This window comes from Verrucomicrobiota bacterium JB022, assembly GCA_030673845.1.
In the GTDB taxonomy this organism is placed as follows: Bacteria; Verrucomicrobiota; Verrucomicrobiia; order Opitutales; family Oceanipulchritudinaceae; genus WOUP01.
In genome coordinates this window covers 87,806-104,569 of record JAUTCQ010000015.1, presented here as the reverse complement: position 1 = coordinate 104,569, position 16,764 = coordinate 87,806, and the positions used below count along the sequence as shown (strand labels likewise).

The 16,764-nt window shown below is 64.7% G+C and carries 16 protein-coding genes; 9 read left to right on the top strand and 7 right to left on the bottom strand.

Annotated elements, in window-relative coordinates; all coding sequences use genetic code 11:
• Window positions 1-63: 63 nt before the first annotated feature.
• From Q7P63_11000 to Q7P63_10965, 8 genes are all read left to right on the top strand, one after another.
• Window positions 64-444 (top strand): hypothetical protein, encoded by a 381-nt coding sequence (locus tag Q7P63_11000; protein ID MDP0500616.1) that lies wholly within the window; start codon window positions 64-66, stop codon window positions 442-444.
• Between the two features lie 134 nt (window positions 445-578).
• Window positions 579-998, top strand: a complete 420-nt coding sequence (locus tag Q7P63_10995) for a hypothetical protein (protein MDP0500615.1) — start codon at window positions 579-581, stop codon at window positions 996-998.
• A gap of 14 nt (window positions 999-1,012) precedes the next feature.
• Window positions 1,013-1,645, top strand: coding sequence for a pseudouridine synthase (locus Q7P63_10990; protein MDP0500614.1), 633 nt, complete (start codon window positions 1,013-1,015; stop codon window positions 1,643-1,645).
• Window positions 1,646-1,830: 185 nt separating this feature from the next.
• Window positions 1,831-3,474, top strand: coding sequence for a PEP-CTERM sorting domain-containing protein (locus Q7P63_10985; protein ID MDP0500613.1), 1,644 nt, complete (start codon window positions 1,831-1,833; stop codon window positions 3,472-3,474).
• A gap of 172 nt (window positions 3,475-3,646) precedes the next feature.
• A complete protein-coding gene (locus tag Q7P63_10980; GenBank protein MDP0500612.1) occupies window positions 3,647-4,798 on the top strand; it encodes a PEP-CTERM sorting domain-containing protein in 1,152 nt (383 codons plus the stop codon).
• A 110-nt stretch (window positions 4,799-4,908) separates the two neighbouring features.
• The gene (gene obgE, locus Q7P63_10975; GenBank protein ID MDP0500611.1) at window positions 4,909-5,931 is read left to right on the top strand and encodes a GTPase ObgE; all 1,023 of its coding nucleotides are present in this window, start codon (window positions 4,909-4,911) and stop codon (window positions 5,929-5,931) included.
• Window positions 5,928-7,220, top strand: coding sequence for a response regulator (locus Q7P63_10970; GenBank protein MDP0500610.1), 1,293 nt, complete (start codon window positions 5,928-5,930; stop codon window positions 7,218-7,220). The genes obgE and Q7P63_10970 overlap by 4 nt, the downstream gene beginning before the upstream one ends.
• Window positions 7,217-8,488 carry a response regulator gene (locus Q7P63_10965; GenBank protein MDP0500609.1) on the top strand — a complete coding sequence of 424 codons (1,272 nt, stop codon included), beginning with the start codon at window positions 7,217-7,219 and terminating at the stop codon, window positions 8,486-8,488. Before Q7P63_10970 ends, Q7P63_10965 begins: the two co-directional genes overlap by 4 nt.
• 32 nt (window positions 8,489-8,520) lie before the next feature.
• On the opposite strand, the gene Q7P63_10960 is transcribed toward Q7P63_10965, so the two are convergent.
• From Q7P63_10960 to Q7P63_10930, 7 genes are all read right to left on the bottom strand, one after another.
• A complete protein-coding gene (locus tag Q7P63_10960; GenBank protein MDP0500608.1) occupies window positions 8,521-9,129 on the bottom strand; it encodes a thioredoxin family protein in 609 nt (202 codons plus the stop codon).
• Window positions 9,130-9,187: 58 nt separating this feature from the next.
• A complete protein-coding gene (locus tag Q7P63_10955; protein ID MDP0500607.1) occupies window positions 9,188-11,788 on the bottom strand; it encodes an alpha/beta fold hydrolase in 2,601 nt (866 codons plus the stop codon).
• Window positions 11,788-12,528 carry an NRDE family protein gene (locus Q7P63_10950; GenBank protein MDP0500606.1) on the bottom strand — a complete coding sequence of 247 codons (741 nt, stop codon included), beginning with the start codon at window positions 12,526-12,528 and terminating at the stop codon, window positions 11,788-11,790. Before Q7P63_10950 ends, Q7P63_10955 begins: the two co-directional genes overlap by 1 nt.
• A gap of 19 nt (window positions 12,529-12,547) precedes the next feature.
• On the bottom strand, window positions 12,548-13,054 hold the full coding sequence (locus tag Q7P63_10945) for a hypothetical protein (protein ID MDP0500605.1): 507 nt from the start codon (window positions 13,052-13,054) through the stop codon (window positions 12,548-12,550).
• Between the two features lie 126 nt (window positions 13,055-13,180).
• Window positions 13,181-13,819 carry an NAD(P)H-dependent oxidoreductase gene (locus tag Q7P63_10940; GenBank protein MDP0500604.1) on the bottom strand — a complete coding sequence of 213 codons (639 nt, stop codon included), beginning with the start codon at window positions 13,817-13,819 and terminating at the stop codon, window positions 13,181-13,183.
• 60 nt (window positions 13,820-13,879) lie between these two features.
• A complete protein-coding gene (locus Q7P63_10935) occupies window positions 13,880-14,272 on the bottom strand; it encodes a helix-turn-helix domain-containing protein (protein ID MDP0500603.1) in 393 nt (130 codons plus the stop codon).
• A 409-nt stretch (window positions 14,273-14,681) separates the two neighbouring features.
• Window positions 14,682-15,710 (bottom strand): YeiH family protein, encoded by a 1,029-nt coding sequence (locus Q7P63_10930; GenBank protein MDP0500602.1) that lies wholly within the window; start codon window positions 15,708-15,710, stop codon window positions 14,682-14,684.
• Between the two features lie 90 nt (window positions 15,711-15,800).
• Between Q7P63_10930 and Q7P63_10925 the strand changes: the two genes are divergently transcribed.
• Window positions 15,801-16,664, top strand: coding sequence for a LysR family transcriptional regulator (locus tag Q7P63_10925; protein ID MDP0500601.1), 864 nt, complete (start codon window positions 15,801-15,803; stop codon window positions 16,662-16,664).
• Window positions 16,665-16,764 lie beyond the last annotated feature (100 nt).

Sequence of the window (16,764 nt, the reverse complement as noted above, 5' to 3'; positions counted from 1 at the left end):
TAGCTCTCCTCGGGGGCTACCTTTTTTACATTTTTGTGCTACGTTTGGAAGATGCCCTACTCCGTGTCTTGGTACCCCAAAGGCACCGTCCTCCAGTTTCAGGGTGCGCTGGACCTCGACCAGATTCAGCAACTGGAGCTGGAGCTCTATGGTGACCCGCGTTTCGACGACCAGATCTTCAGCATCTGGGACCTCCGGGAGGTGACCGCCCTGCGTATCCCCTTGAATCAGGCCAAGGTGCTCGCCGCGCATGACAAGGCCGCCAGCATCCAGGCTCCCCGCATCCGGTTGGTCTTTGTCGCGACCGATGCCTTCGTGGTCTCGTTCGTCGAGCACTACATCGACTACTGCCGCCGGATGAGTTTCAACTGGCGCTTCCACCTCGCCGACGACTACGCTGCGGCGCTCGACTGGCTGGGCATTGAAGCGCCGGACGCGGCCTAACGGCGATCATGACACTCGCCGCCGAGGTCAACCCACCGGCTTGGCCTTCCCTAACGTCTGATAGGGGCGAAATATATGCCTTGGCCGCCGCAGCCGCCTTGCAGCGGCGCTTTTTTAGCCTATAGTCCCTACGAATGTCCTTTACGCTGTCGTGGTATCCAAAGGGTACCGCCTTACGTTTTGAAGGGCGAGTCGACCTCGCCGAAATCAACGAAGCCAACGCCGCCCTGTGGCGCGACCCTCGCTTCGACGATCATTGCTTCAGCCTGTGGGACCTGCGAAAGGGCGATCTCTCGTGCATCGAGATGGATCAGGCCAAAGTGCTGGCGGCACAAGACATGGCCGCCTCGCTCCACGCCCCGCGTATCCGCATGGTTTTTCTCATTGCCGACACCTATACGCGGGAGTTTACGCAGGAATACATCGACTATTCCCTGCGCATGCGCACCTCGTGGGATTTCGTGATCTTCCAGACCGAGGCCGAAGCACTGGCCTGGCTGGGGCTGGATTCGCTGGGCGAGCCCTATGCCGGGCTTGACAAGCCCTGCCCCTAGCGACGCCCTGTCGCATGGACGCATTGCAGTTGCTCTACCGCGACGATTACCTGGCCGCCTTCACCAAGCCGGCCGGCCTGATGGTCCACCGTTCGCAACTCGACACCCGCGAAACCCGCTTTGCGCTGCAGGAGGCGCGCGACTTCCTCGGGCAGATCGTATATCCCGTCCACCGGCTCGACCGCGCCACCTCCGGCGTGCTCGTCTTCGCGCTTGATCCCGAGAGCGCCCGCTCCCTCGTGACTGCCTTCAGCGAACGGCAGACGCAGAAGCGCTACCTGGCCATCGCACGCGGCTGGCTCGAAGCCCCCGTGCACCTCGACTACCCCTTGACCAAAGACGGCACCGGCGAGCCGCAACCGGCGGTGACGGATTTCCGCCCCCGGCAGCAGACGGAGGTCGCGCACCCGGTAGGTCGTTACGACACCGCCCGCTACACCCTGCTCGAAGCCGAGCCCCACACTGGGCGTTACCACCAGCTGCGCCGCCACCTCGGGCACCTGCGCCACCCGATTATTGGGACACCACGCACGGCGACAGCCGCCACAACCGCTTTTTCCGCGACTTTCTCGGGCACCAGCGCCTCTGGCTGCACGCCTGGCAGCTCACCGTGCCCCACCCGCAACGCCAAGAGCCGCTGGCGCTGACCTCCCCCGTGCCCGAAGCCTGGCACGAAGCAGCCCCCAAGCTGGGCTTTGCGCCCCTGCCCTAAGATTTTTTGCGACGCCCGAGGGCTCTAACGCCCCTCGCGCAAACACTTTGCCGAATCTTCGCGCATCCGTAACCCAGCCCTCTGGTCAAGATGCGCGTTCTCTCTTTTTCTCGGCGTTTCATGAAAATCTCTGCTCTGGCTCTTCTCTCCACGTTGGCGGTTCTGCCCGTCTTCGGCGCCTCCAAGATGCAACTCGTCAACCAGATGACGGTAGGCGCTGGCGGGGCGGAAATCCTCTCTTACCACAACGGCACGATTGCCTCGACCGCCGAGGGCGGCATCCAGCTCTACTCCTTCGGCGCAGGCGCGAGCATCACCCAAGGGGCCTTTGCCGATTTCTCGGGCTCGTTCGGCACCTCCAGCGGCCTCTCCGGCATCTCCAGCACGGCGATCGACCCGATGGGCCGCGGCTTTGGCCTCGCGACCCTCATCCCCAACAGCAACGGCGGCGAAGTGGGCCAACTCGGCTTTTATGACACCACGACCGGGGCCGTGCTCGGCTCGATCAACGTAGGCTACCACCCCGACAGCGTCATCTTTTCCAAGGACGGCCAGTGGGCCTTCGTCGCCAACGAAGGTGAAAACGGCTCCAGCGGCGGCGAACAAGCCGGCAGCATCACCGCGATCAACCTCGGTGGCGTCACCAACAAGGGCAACGCCGTAACCAATGCGGTCAGCAACACCTACGACTTCCAGGGCCAGGACTTGAGCGGCCTGCGCGACTACGCGAGCAAGAACGCCCCGAGTTACCTGAACGTCGAGCCCGAATACCTGTCGTATAACGACGGCAAGCTCTACGTCTCGCTGCAGGAAAACAACGGCCTCGCTCAGTTCGACGTGCAAAGCGGCACCTGGTCCAACATTTGGAGCCTGGGCACCCGCGAACAGACGATCGACGCGTCCGACCGCGATGGCGGCCTGCTCATCGACGACCTCGTGCACGGCCTGCCCATGCCCGACACCATCGGCAGCTTCCGCAAGAACGGCAAAACCTACATCGTGACCGCCAACGAGGGCGACGCCGTGACCGATGCCAGCGCCGACCTCGGCACGGTGGACGAAGCCCGCGTGAAGGACCTCGGCAAAGACGGCAACCCGTCCGTCGACCCGGCCACCGAAGCCGCCCTGAACCTGATTTACGGCAACTACAAAAGCGACGCCGCCCTCGGCCGCTACACCGTGTCCATCGTCGACGGCGATACCGACGGCGACGGCGACATCGACGTGCTGACCGGCTTCGGTGGTCGTGGCTTCTCGATCTACGACGACACCGGCGCACTCGTCTACGACAGCAACTCGCTCGAAGCCCTGCTCGCCAGCATCGACCCGACGATCCATAACGCCGAAGCCGAAGGCGCCTTCGAAGACGGTGACCCGATGACGGAGACCCTCGACAGCCGCTCCGACAACAAGGGCCCCGAGCCGGAAGCCCTCGATGTGATCGAGACTTTCGACGGCACCGTGCTGATGGCCATCGGCATGGAGCGCCAGAACGGCATCCTGCTCTTCGACCTGACCGACCCGAGCAACCCGCTGATGCTCGACTACGTCAACAGCTTTGGCGATGGCATGGCCGCGCCGGAATCGCTCGAGTTCTTCTTCGGTGAAGACGGCAAGCTCTACCTGCTCGCTGGCTACGAAGTCTCCGGCAACTTCGGCGTCTACGAGATCCCGGCCTACCTCGTGCCCGAGCCCTCCACCTACGCCGCCCTCGCCGGCCTGCTGGGCCTCGGTTTCGTGCTCTGGCGCCGCCGCCGCGCCTAAAGCGCACCGCTGACTTTTCAGAAACCAGACGTTTCAATAGTTCAGTTCAAAAAGGGCCGGCCTGGCAACAGGCCGGTTTTTTCGGGCCCGCACCCAAACGTTTTTCACATATTCTCTATCCACCTCCGCTGGGGCTTGACGCGCGAGAAGGGCTGCATATGGATGAACTGCCGTGAAGTCTCGCCTCTTCAGCTTGCTCGCCTGCACCCTCGCCCTGCTTTCCGGGGCCGAAGCCGCCACCTATTCGGCCTTCCCCTTGCCCAGCTTTGAGCTCGGCTACTATGTGGAGCAGGCCGCGCGCAATGGCGAAGGCGCCGTCTACGGGGTGTATGGGGCCGACGAGCGGACCCGCTACGTGATCTATCAGGAGAGCACCGGCTTCATCGAAATCGACCCGGTCGCCTTCGGCCTCGAGCCCTACTCCGCCTACCTGATGGGGGCGGACGATATTGGCAAGACGCTGGTGTTCAACACCTACTCGGGCCAAGGCATGCAGGTCCACTTCTGGACGCCCGGCTATTTCCGCAGCTTCGACCTCCCGGGCGACTCCTACCTCGGCGGTCTCTCCGGCGACGGCTCCCTCGCCTACGGCTACGACTACACCCAACAGGCCGTCTACCTGCTCGACCACGACGGGCAAACCACCGCGCTCGAAAATTCCGCAGACGTCAGCGTCACGGCCATCAGCCGGGATGGCAGCGTGATTCTTGGCAACCGCTACGTCGACGGCCAGGATGCTGCCGTCATTTCCACCAACGGCGGGGCGTTCCAGAACATCACGATCGACGGCAGCCTGACCGTCGCCGAAGGCCTTTCCGGAGATGGCCAGACGCTCGCCCTGCGCACGATCTCCACCTTCGGCACCCCCACCCCCGAAGAGCTGTTCTCGATCTACCTCTATCGCGGGGGCGAGATCGAACAGATCTACCTCCCGGGGCTGGCCCAGTTCCTCGAAGTCGTCTCCATGTCGTTCGACGGGCAGCGCACCCTGCTGCAGGCCTACGGCATCGGCACCTTCGATCTGGAGCAAGGGAGCGACTACCTCCTGCATTTCAGCGACTTCAGCTTTACCCTTGACTTGCACGACCTGCTCGCGGCCGAAGTCTACTCCCAAGGCATCCTCTACATCGAAAAGCTGGAGCTAAGCCTCGATGGCCGCTCGCTGGTCGGCGTCGGCACCCTGGAAGACTACTCCTCCGTCGCCTTCCGCGTGGACGATTTCGACACGCTCGTCGTCCCCGAGCCGGAGACCTACGCCCTCATGGGCCTCGGCCTCGGTATGATCGGCGTCTTCGTGTGGAAGCGGCGAAAGAAGGCTGCATAGAAGCGAAAGCCGCCTAGGCGTCGTCCTTTACAACCCCGCATCCCCTTCCTTCCGCGCGGATCGATGCTTTTGGCTTTGCTTCGCGGGGTACGCTGGCTACCGTGCCTTGAATGTTTATCGATGAGTGCACGGTGAAGCTGCGGGCCGGTAACGGCGGGAATGGCTGCGTAAGCTTCCGCCGCGAGAAGTATATCCCCAAAGGTGGCCCCGATGGCGGCAATGGCGGCAAGGGGGGCGACGTCGTGCTCGAATGCGACGAAAACGTGAGCGACCTCCGCCAGTTTTACTACAAGCCCCACTGGGAGGCCGACCACGGCGGCAATGGCATGAGCCGCGACAAGGATGGCCGCGGCGGTGAAGACTGCGTGCTCAAGGTGCCGCCGGGCCTCGTCGTCATCAGCACCCGCAACGATCAACCGGTGACGGAGCTGATTGAGCCGGGCCAGCGCTTTATCCTGCTGGCCGGCGGCGGTGGCGGGCGCGGCAACCTCACTTTCAAAAGCTCGACCAACCGCGCGCCGCGCGAGTCGACCGATGGCGATCCCGGCCAGCACGGCGAGTTCCGCTTTGTGCTCAAGAGCATTGCCGACATCGGCCTCGTGGGCTTCCCCAACGCAGGCAAGAGCACGCTCGTCAACATGATCACGGCGGCCCGCCCCAAGATGGCCTCCTACCCCTTTACCACGCTGCACCCCAACATTGGCGTGATCCTCTACCCCGAGCGTTACGACCGCCTGAAGCTGGCGGACATCCCGGGGCTGATCAAGGGCGCGCATGAAAACAAGGGCCTGGGGCACCGCTTCCTCCGCCACATCGAGCGCTGCCGCGTGCTGCTGCTGATCGTCGACATGGCGGCAACCGACGGGCGCGACCCGGTGCAGGACTACCGCGAACTGCGCGAAGAGCTGGAGCTTTACGACCCGGAGCTGCTCGACCGCCCCCACATGGTGGCCGCCAACAAGATGGACGAGCCCGCCTCCGCCGAAAACCTGCAGCGCTTCCGCCAGGAAGTCGACGTGCCGGTGCAACCCCTTTCCTGCTTGCTCGAAGAGGGCCTGCCGGAGTTGAAAGAACGCCTCTACACCCTCGTCAAGGAAGCCCAGCCAACCCCTCCTCCGCCCTCGGAAGAATGATCACGAGCGCCTCGATTCTGGTCATCGACGACGACAGCGACTTCCGCCTGCTCATGGCAGACGTCTTTGCGCAGGCCGGTTATCGCACCTCCACTGCAGCCAGCGTCGATGAAGCGCGCCACATCCTCGGCAACGCCCGCTTTTCGCTGATCGTTACCGACCTGCGCATGCCGGAGAAGAACGGCCTCGAGCTGGTGCACTGGCTGCGCCGCGAAGGCCGCGCCGTGCCCATCATCGTGATCTCGGGCTTTCTCGACAGCGACGGCATCCGCAACCTCATCCGCCAAGGCGTGGCTGGCGTCTTCACCAAGCCGATCAACATCTTCAACCTCCTGCAAAAGGCCAACGAACTCGTCCAGCACAGTGGCGAACTCGCGGCAGACCCGATCGGGGGCGGCACCAACCCGGAGGACACCACCGCCCGTGCCTTGACCGGCGAAAGTGACGCCTCCGCCGTCTGGCAGCGACGGTTGAGCGAACTGGCCGACTTTGTGGGCTGCCTCGTGCTGCGGGCCGAGGCCGGCCTGCCGGTGCGCGAGATCTGCCAGGACTTTGTGCGCGTCAACCCCTACGAAGACCGCCTCGTCTACCTCACCCCCAGCCAGCTCGACGAAGAAACGCTCGGCCAAATGCTGGCCGATCACGATGTGGGGCCCGAGGGCTACCTGACGCTCGCGATCGAACAGGCCGACGCCTTACAGGACTGGCAGCAAGACATCGTCGCCGCCGCTGCCCGAGGTGAAGGCAGCCTGGGCGCGGTCGAGGCCTGCCTGCGGCTCATTGCCATCGTCGGCCAGCCGCTTCAGGACTTGCGCGACGAGCAACTGCTTGAGCCCAAGCTGCTGCAAGTGCTCGGCGAACGCGAAATCGTGGTGCCAACCTTGCGCGACCTGGCCGACGACGTGCCCCTCTTTGCCCAGCGCCTCTGGGGCCAGCTGCGCCCCAAAGGCCGGCTCGACCCCGAAGTCCCCGCCTTTCTGCGCCGGCAATCCTGGCCGGGCAATCTCCGCCAGCTTCGCCAAGTGATGCAAACCGCCGCCACCTGCAGCGCCGAGCCGATCCTGCGCCTGCCCACCGTGCGCGAAGCCATGCGCCAGGCCGCAGCGCAGGCCGTGGGTGCGCCCGACAGCCGCTTCTGGCGCCGCCTGAGCCTGCGCCGCGCCGAATACACCCAAGCCGCGCATCTGCTCTGCGGGCGCGACATCACAGCTACGGCCCAGCTCCTGCAGGTCCACCCCGAACTGGTCCGCCAGATCATTGCCGAAAACGAGGAAGAGCCCGCCCAATGAACGCGCAGATCCTGGTGATTGAAGACGAACCCGCCGCCGCCGAAATGCTCGGCGAGCTGTTGCTGGCCCACGGCTACACCTCCGCCCTCACTTACGACCCGGCGGAAGCGCTCGAAATGCTGCGCACGCAGTCCTTCGACCTCGTAATCAGCGATTTCAAGATGCCGGGGCTCGACGGCGCGGAGCTGCTCCAGGCCATCCGCAAAGACCGCCCGGAGTTACCCGTCGTGATGGTCTCGGGCATGATGAACCCGCGCGACCTCATCCGCGTAGCCAACCTCAGCGTCAACCTCGTCCTCGAAAAGCCCTTCAACGTCCACGACCTGGTGGACTACATCCGTCGCTACGTGAAGCCCGGCCGGGTAAGTTCGATGGACAGCCGGGCAGGCTCCCTCGTCGGCGCCAGCTACCCCCAGCCGGCCCAGGAAGTCTGTGCCCGCAGCTGGCTGGCCCAGACCGCGCTGCAATCGCTCTGGGAAGCCACGCCACAGCGCGAGATCGTGACCGTCGTGACTACCGATGCCCAGGAGGGCGAGATGCTGGCCCGCCAGATCGCCGAATGGCGCGTGGGCCGTGCCGATGACGTGCGCCAGCCCGATGCCAGCGGCACCGTGGCCGAGGGCGAAGGCGTGCTGTTGCTCAGCGCGATGTCCGGCGAAGAAGCATACGAAGTGGCGGCCTTTTTACGCGAGGCGGGCGCTCGCATGCAGCCCCGCCCCTGCAACACCGTCGTGCTGCTCGCCCCCGGCCTCGAAGAGCGTTGGGAGCAGATGACCCGCACCCCCGACCTCGCCCCTGCGATTACTTGGCCGAGCCTGAACCAACGGCCACTCGATATTGCCGACTATTGCGCCGAGACCCTGCGTAACCTGTTGGGCGAAGCCGTGCGCATGGAGCCGACAGCCACCGGCTGGGTGCTCAACTACGGCTGGCCCGGCGGCTTACGCGAGCTGCGCACCGTGATGCGCCGCGCCGCCGCCCAAGTCGAAAAAGGCCGCGCGATCACCTTGCTCGACCTGCTGCAGGCCGCCCGCGCCAATGGCGTGAGCGAAGCCGAAGTGGGTGACGACGCCAGCCTCGGCGCTTATCTGCAACGCGAACAGGCGGCCCTGCTCCAGCAAGGCCTCTCCGCCTCCGCCCAACGCGACCCGCTGGCCGCCGCCCAGGAAAGCCACATCCCCGCCGACCGGATCGCCCGCGAGCTGCCGCTCAAGGATCAGCCCCTCTGGTTCCCCGAGCTACTCCGCACGCCCTGGCACGGGGAGTAGGCTCACCCTCAAGAAGGCGCCCCACCCCCTGCCTACTGCTGGGCCAGCGCCGCCCGGACTTGTGTGTAGACGACCCGAGGGTCGCTGGTGGGTTCGCCCACGATCTGGCCGTTGCGGTCGAAGACGAGGATGAAGGGGATTGCGCGAATATCGAATTGCTTCACCACGGGGCGGTCCCACGTCACGATGTCGACCTTGCGCAGCACCACGCCCTCGTGATGCTGCGCCATATCCTCCAGCACGGGGCTGATTTTTTTGCACGGGCCGCACCAGTCGGCAAAGAAATCGACCACTGTTACCTGACCTTTGACCGTTACCGTTTCGAGGGCAAAGGCCTTCCCGTTGTCGCGGATCTCCTTCACCTTGGGCACCACCGCCCGCACGGTATTGAACGGCGCGGCGGGGTTGCCAGCCGCATTACTTCCGCGCCGCTCGATCGAGGCTATCTTGCCCGCCACCAGCTTGATCGTCGCGCCCGGGTACTGCCAGATCTCCATTTTGCCCGCGCGCCCCATCTTGCCGGTGGGCGCGCCCAGCTCGCGCTCGACTTTCGCCGCAGCATCACCCACCTGCAGGTCTTCAAGCCCGGCATGGAGGGCGGTGGCGAGGCAGAGACACGACCATAACAGCAAACGCTTCATTGCGACGCAGCCTATCCTCTCATCCGCTAAAGACAAGCTCTTCGCACCGCCAAAAGCTTTACTCGGAGCGTTTGATCACGCCCTGCCGACGGTGCGTTTCCCACCAGTGCCGGAGGAACTGCCGCCACGTCCACGGGCGAGCCCCACGCTGCTGCAGCTCGGCGGCGATGGCGTAGGCCAGCCGCCACTGCGCGCGCATCGTGCGGTAGGCGTAGTCGACCTTGTGCCGGGGGTCGTAGATGTGCGTGCTCTCGGAGGTGACGCCGTTGAGCTCGATCACCTTCAGCTCTCGCCCCGCCGCAATATCCCCACTCGGGGGCACGCGGATGTCGAAGCGACCAAAGTGGAAGCCCTCGAAGCTCTTCGCAATCCGGTCGATCTCCGCCGTCAACCCGGGCGTGATCAGGTGCATGCCGTCGAGGAACAAGGCGCCGCGCGCGTGAGTGCCGATGTCGATCAGCGGCACGCGCTCGCCCTTCGCCGGCACCCGCGCCAACTGGTGGTGGTGCCGGTGCAGGAAGACGGGGGCCAGGCAGACGGCGCGGTCATCAGCCAGGATCAGGTGCTCCAGGTCGTGCTCACCGTCGCCGGTGACGCTCGTCATCTCCTTGATCGTGAGCGAAATGATGCGCCCCTGCGGTTCACTAGGCTTGCGCGCATAAAAGACGCCGTATTCGCGGCCTGGGATGTATTCTTGCGCGATCACCGCGCAGGGGTTGCGACGCAGGTATTCGCGACCGTCTTCCGGGCGGCGCACGATGGCGACCCCCAGCCCCCGCTGCCCCTCATCTGGCTTCAAGACCAGCGGGAAGCTCCAGCCGTGGGCGGTGCGGAATGCCTCGACCTCCTGCCAACGCGCCTCCAGATCCGGGTTGGGTGCGATCAGCCGCCAGCGCGCGATCGCATCCCCTGCCCCCGCAAGGCCGGTCAGGATCAGGCTTTTGCTCTCGCCAATAAAGCCGCTGTGCGGGATGGCGGGGTTGACGCAGGTAAAAAGCAACGGGTTGCGGTAGCGGGTAAGCCCGTGCCAGAATGCGTAGAGCATGAGGGGGGTGTTGAACTTCCACAGCGGCCAGAACTCCCAGCGGGAAGAGCGTCGGTATCTGGAGAGCAACAGCCGACGACCCCGCCAGGTGCAAAGTGGGATTCCGTAGTGAATTATTAAATACATCAAGAGCCCCACCAACAGGATTGCTGGGATCGTGAAGGCCTCGAACGCGTGGTAGTAGTCGAGCAAGGCGTCGCCCAGCTTGTAGGCCAGCCCCACGATGATCGGCGTCCAGATCAAGGCGGCCACGCCGAAATAGGTGATGAACGACAGCCACGGCGCATGCACCGAGCCAGCGGTAAAGTAGACCGGCGCCCGTGTACCAGGCAGGAAGCGCGTGATGAAGATGACCAGTGAGCCGCGCTCGTGGAACCACCGGGCAGCCCGCTCGACCTGCTCCTCCGAGACGAGCCACTTGAAGGGACGTTTGCGCAGAGCACGGCGGCCCATGTAGCGACCCATCAAATACAGCCCCACATCCCCGATAAAGATCCCCATCAGGCAGGCGGTCATGGCTGCCTGGACGCTGATCAAACCCTGCGCTGCGATGAGGCCAGCCACAATACAGGTAAGGTCTTCCGAGACCAAGGTCGCGACCACGATCAGCAGCATCATCACGACCAGGGCCATGCCGGTGTAGCCAAACGTCTCGGCTCGTTCAAAGGGGGCCTGCGCCCGTTCGCGCAGCTCAGCCGGCATCTGGGCACGGGTCGGCACCTGCCCCTGCTCCACTCGCGCAAAGAACTCGCGACACAGCTCGCCCACCACCTCCGGCTGCTGCATCAGCATGATGTGCCCGCCGGGCAGCAGGTGCAGCTCGCTTTGCGGCACGAGGCGGTGGTGCTCTTCGGCTGCCTCCGGTGGCACGAGCGTATCTTCCGTGCCCTGCAGGATCAGCATCGGCCCATGGTAATGGCTGAGGATGCGCCGCAGGGGCCGTTGGTCGGTATCGTAAAAGTTGCGCGCGTAGGAGAGGTTGAGCGGAAAGTCGTCGAGCCAGCCAAAATGCGGCACCGCCTCCTGCAGCAGCCAAAAGAACGCGAGCTGGAAGCCGTGCACCGCGTGGTTGATATCGTAGCGCCCAAACAGCTCGTACTCCTGCACGCCAATCGACGAGAGCATCACAATGCTCTTCACCCGCTCGGGCACCATCTCGGCCAGGATCAGCGCCGGCCCGCCGCCCATGCTGTAGCCGACGACGTGGGCCCGCTCGATCCCCAGGGCGTCCATAAACTCCAGCGTGTAGAGCGCGTGGGCCTTGATCGAGTAGTCGGGCACCTCCCGGGTGGAGGCACCGAGGCCCGGCAAGTCGGGGGCATAAACGTTGTAGCCCGGGAACTGCGCAAAAAGCCCCTCCATCGAGACCGACGCCACCGGGCTGCCGTGCAGGAGGATGAGGTTGGGCGCGCCGGGGTCTTCCGCCAACTGGCTGCGATAGGCGATCTCGACCGGCTCGTCCGCCGCAGCGGTAATACCGCGCACGCTGGCCACCGTGACGACCTTCTCTCCCGCTTCCCGGGGAGCATGGGGCTCCTGTTGCCAACGCACCACGTGCGAAGCGATCAGCAGCAGCAGATAAACCAGCGCCAGACGGCGGAACCAGCGTTTCATCAGGAAAGGGAATGGGGCACGCGCTCAAGCGACGTCTCTACGAGCGCAGACCAGCCTCCCGGACTACGCTCCTTGGTCTTATAACCATAAAAAACCTCCATTGGCTTCACGAAAATTTCGCTGAGGCTCACCGTGCGAGCATCGTCGCGCTCCATGCAGACGCCAAAGGCTGGCCGCTCCGGGTCTGGCGTGAGGTGGGCCGCGCGCACCGCCTCGGGCGTCCACGGCTGCGGCAGGGCGGCGAAGACCGCGCGGCGGGCAGCCGCCACCTCCTGCGGCTGGATCGAAGACGTGGCGATCGGCGGCCGTACCTCCGCCGTGGGCACTTCGCGCAGCGCCTGCTCGTCCCACACCCACCAGCGCACGCCCTCGGTGCTCCAGGCCAGCAGGTAAAACGCGCGGTAGAGGCTCAGGTCGAGCGGCGCCAACAAGGCATCCAACTCCGAAATGGCGGCGACCTGTGGCAACAAATCGCTGATCAACAGGCCACGGCTGCGGGCTCCGGGGGCCACCGCCGTGGTCTGCCGCTCGTAATAATTCAACAGCCCCAACGAGACGCCCGCCGCATTGACGCCGAGCCAGGTGCCGCCACCTACCGGATCGGTTGCGCCGAGCCAGTGCAGGCCCTGTGCAGGCGTATGGACACGGGGCGGCAGGGCGGCTGCGCGCCCGTGTTGCTCGTCGCGGTTGAACCAAAGGCGATAGCCTTCCGGTTGCCGGATCCAGGAGACCGTACACATACCCCGGGTGAGACGCCCGCTAGGCGCGGACCGTTCGATGCTTGAGCGTCGACGGCGCGACCCCGAACTTTGCCGGAAAGTCGCGAAAGCCGAAGCTCTGGCCAATCGCCACGATCAGCGCGTAGTGGTGGATCGTGTGGCTGAGCAGGAATTGCAGCTCGCGGCGGATCGAGGAGTGGCTCCACTCCTCCGAGCATCCCCCGTCCATCTTCACCCGCACCGGCTCGTCGAGCATCGCTTCGTCGACCTCCGCCAGCCCTTCGGCCAAGCGGCCCAGCACGCCTTCCGCATACTCCGCATCGGTCTCGATAAGGGTATCGCGCGAGCGAGCATCGTAATCGATCTCGCCCGTGCGGTAACCCTTAAGGAAGCACTCGTAGTGGTCGGTATTGTGCCTGAGGTGGCCGCCCATCGTGCTGTTGAAACACTGGGCACACGGTTGGGCGTACATCCCGGCGGGCAGAGCCCGGAGCAGGACCCGCCCTTGCTCCAGGCAAGCGATATTATCGGAGGTCAAGGCTGTCATAACAGAGAGACGAACGGGGTGGAACCGCCCGGGAATTCGCCTACGAGGTAGTGCACCGGGGGGCGAAACGCAACATGATAGTAGCTGCGAAGCCCCCGCCGGTCAAATCCCCAGCCCGCTCGCACCCTAAGCGACCGCCGCCGAAAACAGCTGCGCGACCGCCGCGTCGACCTGCGCCTCCGCCGTGGCGAGCGACTTCCGGAAACGCTGATCCTGATATTCGTCATAACCCGCCCGCACATAGCGGAGATCGTAGAGGCCGATGAACGCGAGCATCGTCTGCAGGTGCGGCTCGAGGTGGTTGAGGTGGGCGAGCTCACCGCCCGGCAAGAGTGCGCCGTCCCCCACCGAAACGAGCGCCACCGTCGGCTTGTCTTGCAACAGCGGCTGGTAGGGCTCCGCCGCCGTCGCATCGAAGGCAAACGTCCGCCCCACGCGCACGATTTGGTCGAACCATGCCTTGAGCGCCGCCGGCAGCCCGAAGTTATACATCGGCACCCCCAGCACCACCGCGTCGGCCCACTCCAGCTCGGCAATCAGCTCCTCGCTCAGCGCGAGCGAGCGTTCAGAGGTCGGGCTCTCGCCGAAGGCGGCGGCAATCCAGGTCTCGTCGATGGCCGGGGGCGGGTTGAGGCCAACGTCGCGCACCTTGACGGCGGCATCGGGCAGGTGGGCCTGCCAGCGTTGGGCAAAGCGAGCGGTCAGGTGGCGGGTATTGGAGCGCGTGATGCGGGCGCTGGACTGGATGATGAGCAGATTTTTCATGCCCCCAGTCTGCCACAAAGCGCACCCGAGTGCTTCGTCCTAAAAAGTTGACCCACTCACCTAAAAGTGAGCGTCGAGGCTGCGGCGGCACCGGTCGTCGGCCTCGATACCCTGGCGCTGCAGGTAGCGCGTGCCCCATTCGTCGAGCGCATCCATTACACACGAGAGCGAGCGGCCCTCCTCCGTCAATTCATACTCTACCCGAGCTGGGACCTTGGGGTAGACGGTGCGCTTGATCACCCCATCCGCCTCCAGTTGACGCAGCTGCACCGTCAGCACCTGCGGCGCAATCCCCTGCAAGCCCGCCTGCAGATCGCTAAAGCGCTGGGTGCCCTGCGCCAGCTCCCACAGGATCATCGGCTTCCACCGCCCCCGGATCACGTCAATCGCGGCCTTCACCGGGCAGGTATCGCGGAGCGGGTCGATTTTCTGGGAGTAGTCAGGGCTGGCCATGGCAAAGAAGAGCCTAGCCAGAACCAGCCACGAGACGAGCCAGAAAGGGTATTATTCGAGGCAGGAAGCTGGCACCCCAAAGGGTGCTTTAGCTTTCGCCCACCACAACCGGAAGTCGCCTGCGGCGAAATCCGGCTAGCCGCTGGCATCCTGCGGATGCTGGAGCACCCGACAAGCCTCTTGCCTGCCGCGCTCCAAGCTTTGTCTTCGCTCCCCTAATTCAGATGCTACTGTCTCCGACTTGCCTTTGATTTGCAGCTTCCAAATCAGCCGACATACACCTCTAGCCCATCCTGCGCCTTACGCAAGCCTTTGGATTGCAGCGACTAGCCGCGATGTCGCCACCGGCGACTTCCGGTAAGCCTTCGATTTTGGGTTGCACCCTTTGGGTGCCAGCCGCCCTCCCCCATCACCCCCACCACCGGCAGAGCAAGGTATTCACGGCCCAACCCCCCGCAATAAGCCAGGCAAACATCGCCAGGCCGCAGTAGATCGGCCCCGCTCCGACGCCCCGAAACCGGCTGAAGCGCGAATCGAGGCCCAGCGCGGCCATCGAGAGGGTCAGCAGCACCGTATCGAGCCACACAATGCCCTGCACCAGCGCGGACGGCAGCAGGTTGAGCGAGTTGATGCCCGCCACGACCACAAACAGCACCGCAAACCACGGGATGGTGATAGCGCGGCGAGCTTCCCCACCCTCCCGGCTCAGACAACAACTCAGCACGAGCAGGAAGGGCGCGAGCAACATTACGCGGGCGAGCTTCACGATCACCGCTGTCTCCGCCGTGCCGCCGCCCACCGCGCCACCGACTGCCACGACTTGCGCCACTTCGTGCACGGTCGAGCCCGTGTAGATGCCAAACTGGTGGGCGTCCATCCCTGCCCAGTGATAGAGCGCCGGGTAGGCAAACATCGCCAGCGAGCCGAAGAGCACCACCGTGCCGACGGCAACCGTCACCTTGTGCGGCGCGGGCTTCAACACCGGCTCGGTCGCGAGGATGGCCGCCGCCCCGCAGATCGAGCTGCCCGCCGCGCACAGGATTGCTGTATCGCGGTCCAGCCCAAAGACCCGACGCCCCAGCCACAGGCCCAGCACGAGCGTGCTACACAGCATGACGACATCGGCCGCGAGCCCCGCCAGCCCCACCCCGGCAATCTGTTGAAACGTGACCCGGAACCCGAAAAGCACGATGGCCAGCCGCAGGATGCGTTTTTGGCAAAAGCCCACCCCCGGATGTGCCGCTGCCGGGTAAAAGCGCCCGCTGAGGTTGCCCACCAGCAGGCCGACCACGATGGCTAGCACCAGCGGCGAGAGGTGCAATGCCTGCAGGCTCGGCAGCTGCGCCAGCGCAAAGCCGACAGCGGCCACGGCCCCGGTCAGGAGCAGGCCGGGCAGCAGGTGAGCGTGGGGGGCGGTTTGCGGATGGGCAGGATTCATGGCGGGCTCTCAGGTTGAGGTTGCCATTCTACCGGAATCCGCATCATCAGTAAAATATATGATCTTTCACTTGTTATTCAGTTTTATTGAATGAACCTTACCCTGCGCCAACTGGAGATCTTTGCCGCCGTCGCGGTGCACGAGCATATCGGGCGCGCGGCGGAGGAACTGTCCCTCTCGCCTTCTGCCGCCAGTATGGCTTTGGGCGAGCTCGAAAACGTGATCGGCTACCCCCTCTTCGACCGCATCGCCCGGCGCATCGTGCTCAACGAGCACGGCCGTCTGCTCCTGCCCAAAGTGCTGGCGCTGCTCGACCGGGCGGAGGAAATCGAAGCGGGCATGGCCGACGGCCAACCGGCCGGGCACCTGCGCGTCGGGGCCAGCACCACCATTGGCAATTACCTCCTGCCGGGCATCGTAGGAGCGTTTGCCAACGCCTGCCCCGCGATCCAGGTGCAGCTGGAGGTCAACAACACCCAGTCGATCATCCGCCACCTGCTGGAGCACCGGCTCGACCTCGCGCTGGTCGAAGGCCCCGTCAGCCACTCGGACTTGGTCGAAAGCGTTTGGACCGACGATGAGCTGGTGGTCTTCGCCGCACCCGCGCAAGCGAACGTCTCGCTCGACGCCGCCCAATGGATCATGCGCGAACCGGGCTCGGGCACCCGCGAGGTATTTGAGCAAGCCATGCGCGCCGCCGGCCACCCCATCCACCTGCGGCTGGAGCTGGGCCACACCGAGGCGATCAAGAAAGCCGTCGAAGCGGGCCTCGGCCTCGGCTGCCTCTCCCGCCGTGTCATTGTCCGCGAGCTGGAGCTCGGCTACGTCGTCCCCGTCCCCTGGCCCGGCCTCGCCCTACGCCGCACCTTCTCCCTCTTCTGGCACCGCCAAAAATACCACAGCGCCGCCTTCGAGCGCTTTGTAGCGTTTTGCCGACAGGCGGTTCAAAAATAAGAAGCCTCTCACGGAGAGCACAGAGGCACGAAGAAATACCCTGATGGGGCAATTGGCGGATCGCGTTCGAATCAACCCATCCCCCCCTTGGTGTCTTCGT

Coding starts and splice junctions, on each gene's coding strand:
- Q7P63_10990 (MDP0500614.1), top strand. CDS start 1,013: ATGGACGCATTGCAGTTGCTCTACCGCGACGATTACCTGGCCGCCTTC.
- Q7P63_10940 (MDP0500604.1), bottom strand. CDS start 13,819: ATGAAAAATCTGCTCATCATCCAGTCCAGCGCCCGCATCACGCGCTCC.
- Q7P63_10925 (MDP0500601.1), top strand. CDS start 15,801: ATGAACCTTACCCTGCGCCAACTGGAGATCTTTGCCGCCGTCGCGGTG.
- Q7P63_10935 (MDP0500603.1), bottom strand. CDS start 14,272: ATGGCCAGCCCTGACTACTCCCAGAAAATCGACCCGCTCCGCGATACC.
- Q7P63_10965 (MDP0500609.1), top strand. CDS start 7,217: ATGAACGCGCAGATCCTGGTGATTGAAGACGAACCCGCCGCCGCCGAA.
- Q7P63_10955 (MDP0500607.1), bottom strand. CDS start 11,788: ATGAAACGCTGGTTCCGCCGTCTGGCGCTGGTTTATCTGCTGCTGCTG.
- Q7P63_10930 (MDP0500602.1), bottom strand. CDS start 15,710: ATGAATCCTGCCCATCCGCAAACCGCCCCCCACGCTCACCTGCTGCCC.
- Q7P63_10950 (MDP0500606.1), bottom strand. CDS start 12,528: ATGTGTACGGTCTCCTGGATCCGGCAACCGGAAGGCTATCGCCTTTGG.
- Q7P63_10945 (MDP0500605.1), bottom strand. CDS start 13,054: ATGACAGCCTTGACCTCCGATAATATCGCTTGCCTGGAGCAAGGGCGG.
- Q7P63_10995 (MDP0500615.1), top strand. CDS start 579: ATGTCCTTTACGCTGTCGTGGTATCCAAAGGGTACCGCCTTACGTTTT.
- obgE (MDP0500611.1), top strand. CDS start 4,909: ATGTTTATCGATGAGTGCACGGTGAAGCTGCGGGCCGGTAACGGCGGG.
- Q7P63_10985 (MDP0500613.1), top strand. CDS start 1,831: ATGAAAATCTCTGCTCTGGCTCTTCTCTCCACGTTGGCGGTTCTGCCC.
- Q7P63_10960 (MDP0500608.1), bottom strand. CDS start 9,129: ATGAAGCGTTTGCTGTTATGGTCGTGTCTCTGCCTCGCCACCGCCCTC.
- Q7P63_10970 (MDP0500610.1), top strand. CDS start 5,928: ATGATCACGAGCGCCTCGATTCTGGTCATCGACGACGACAGCGACTTC.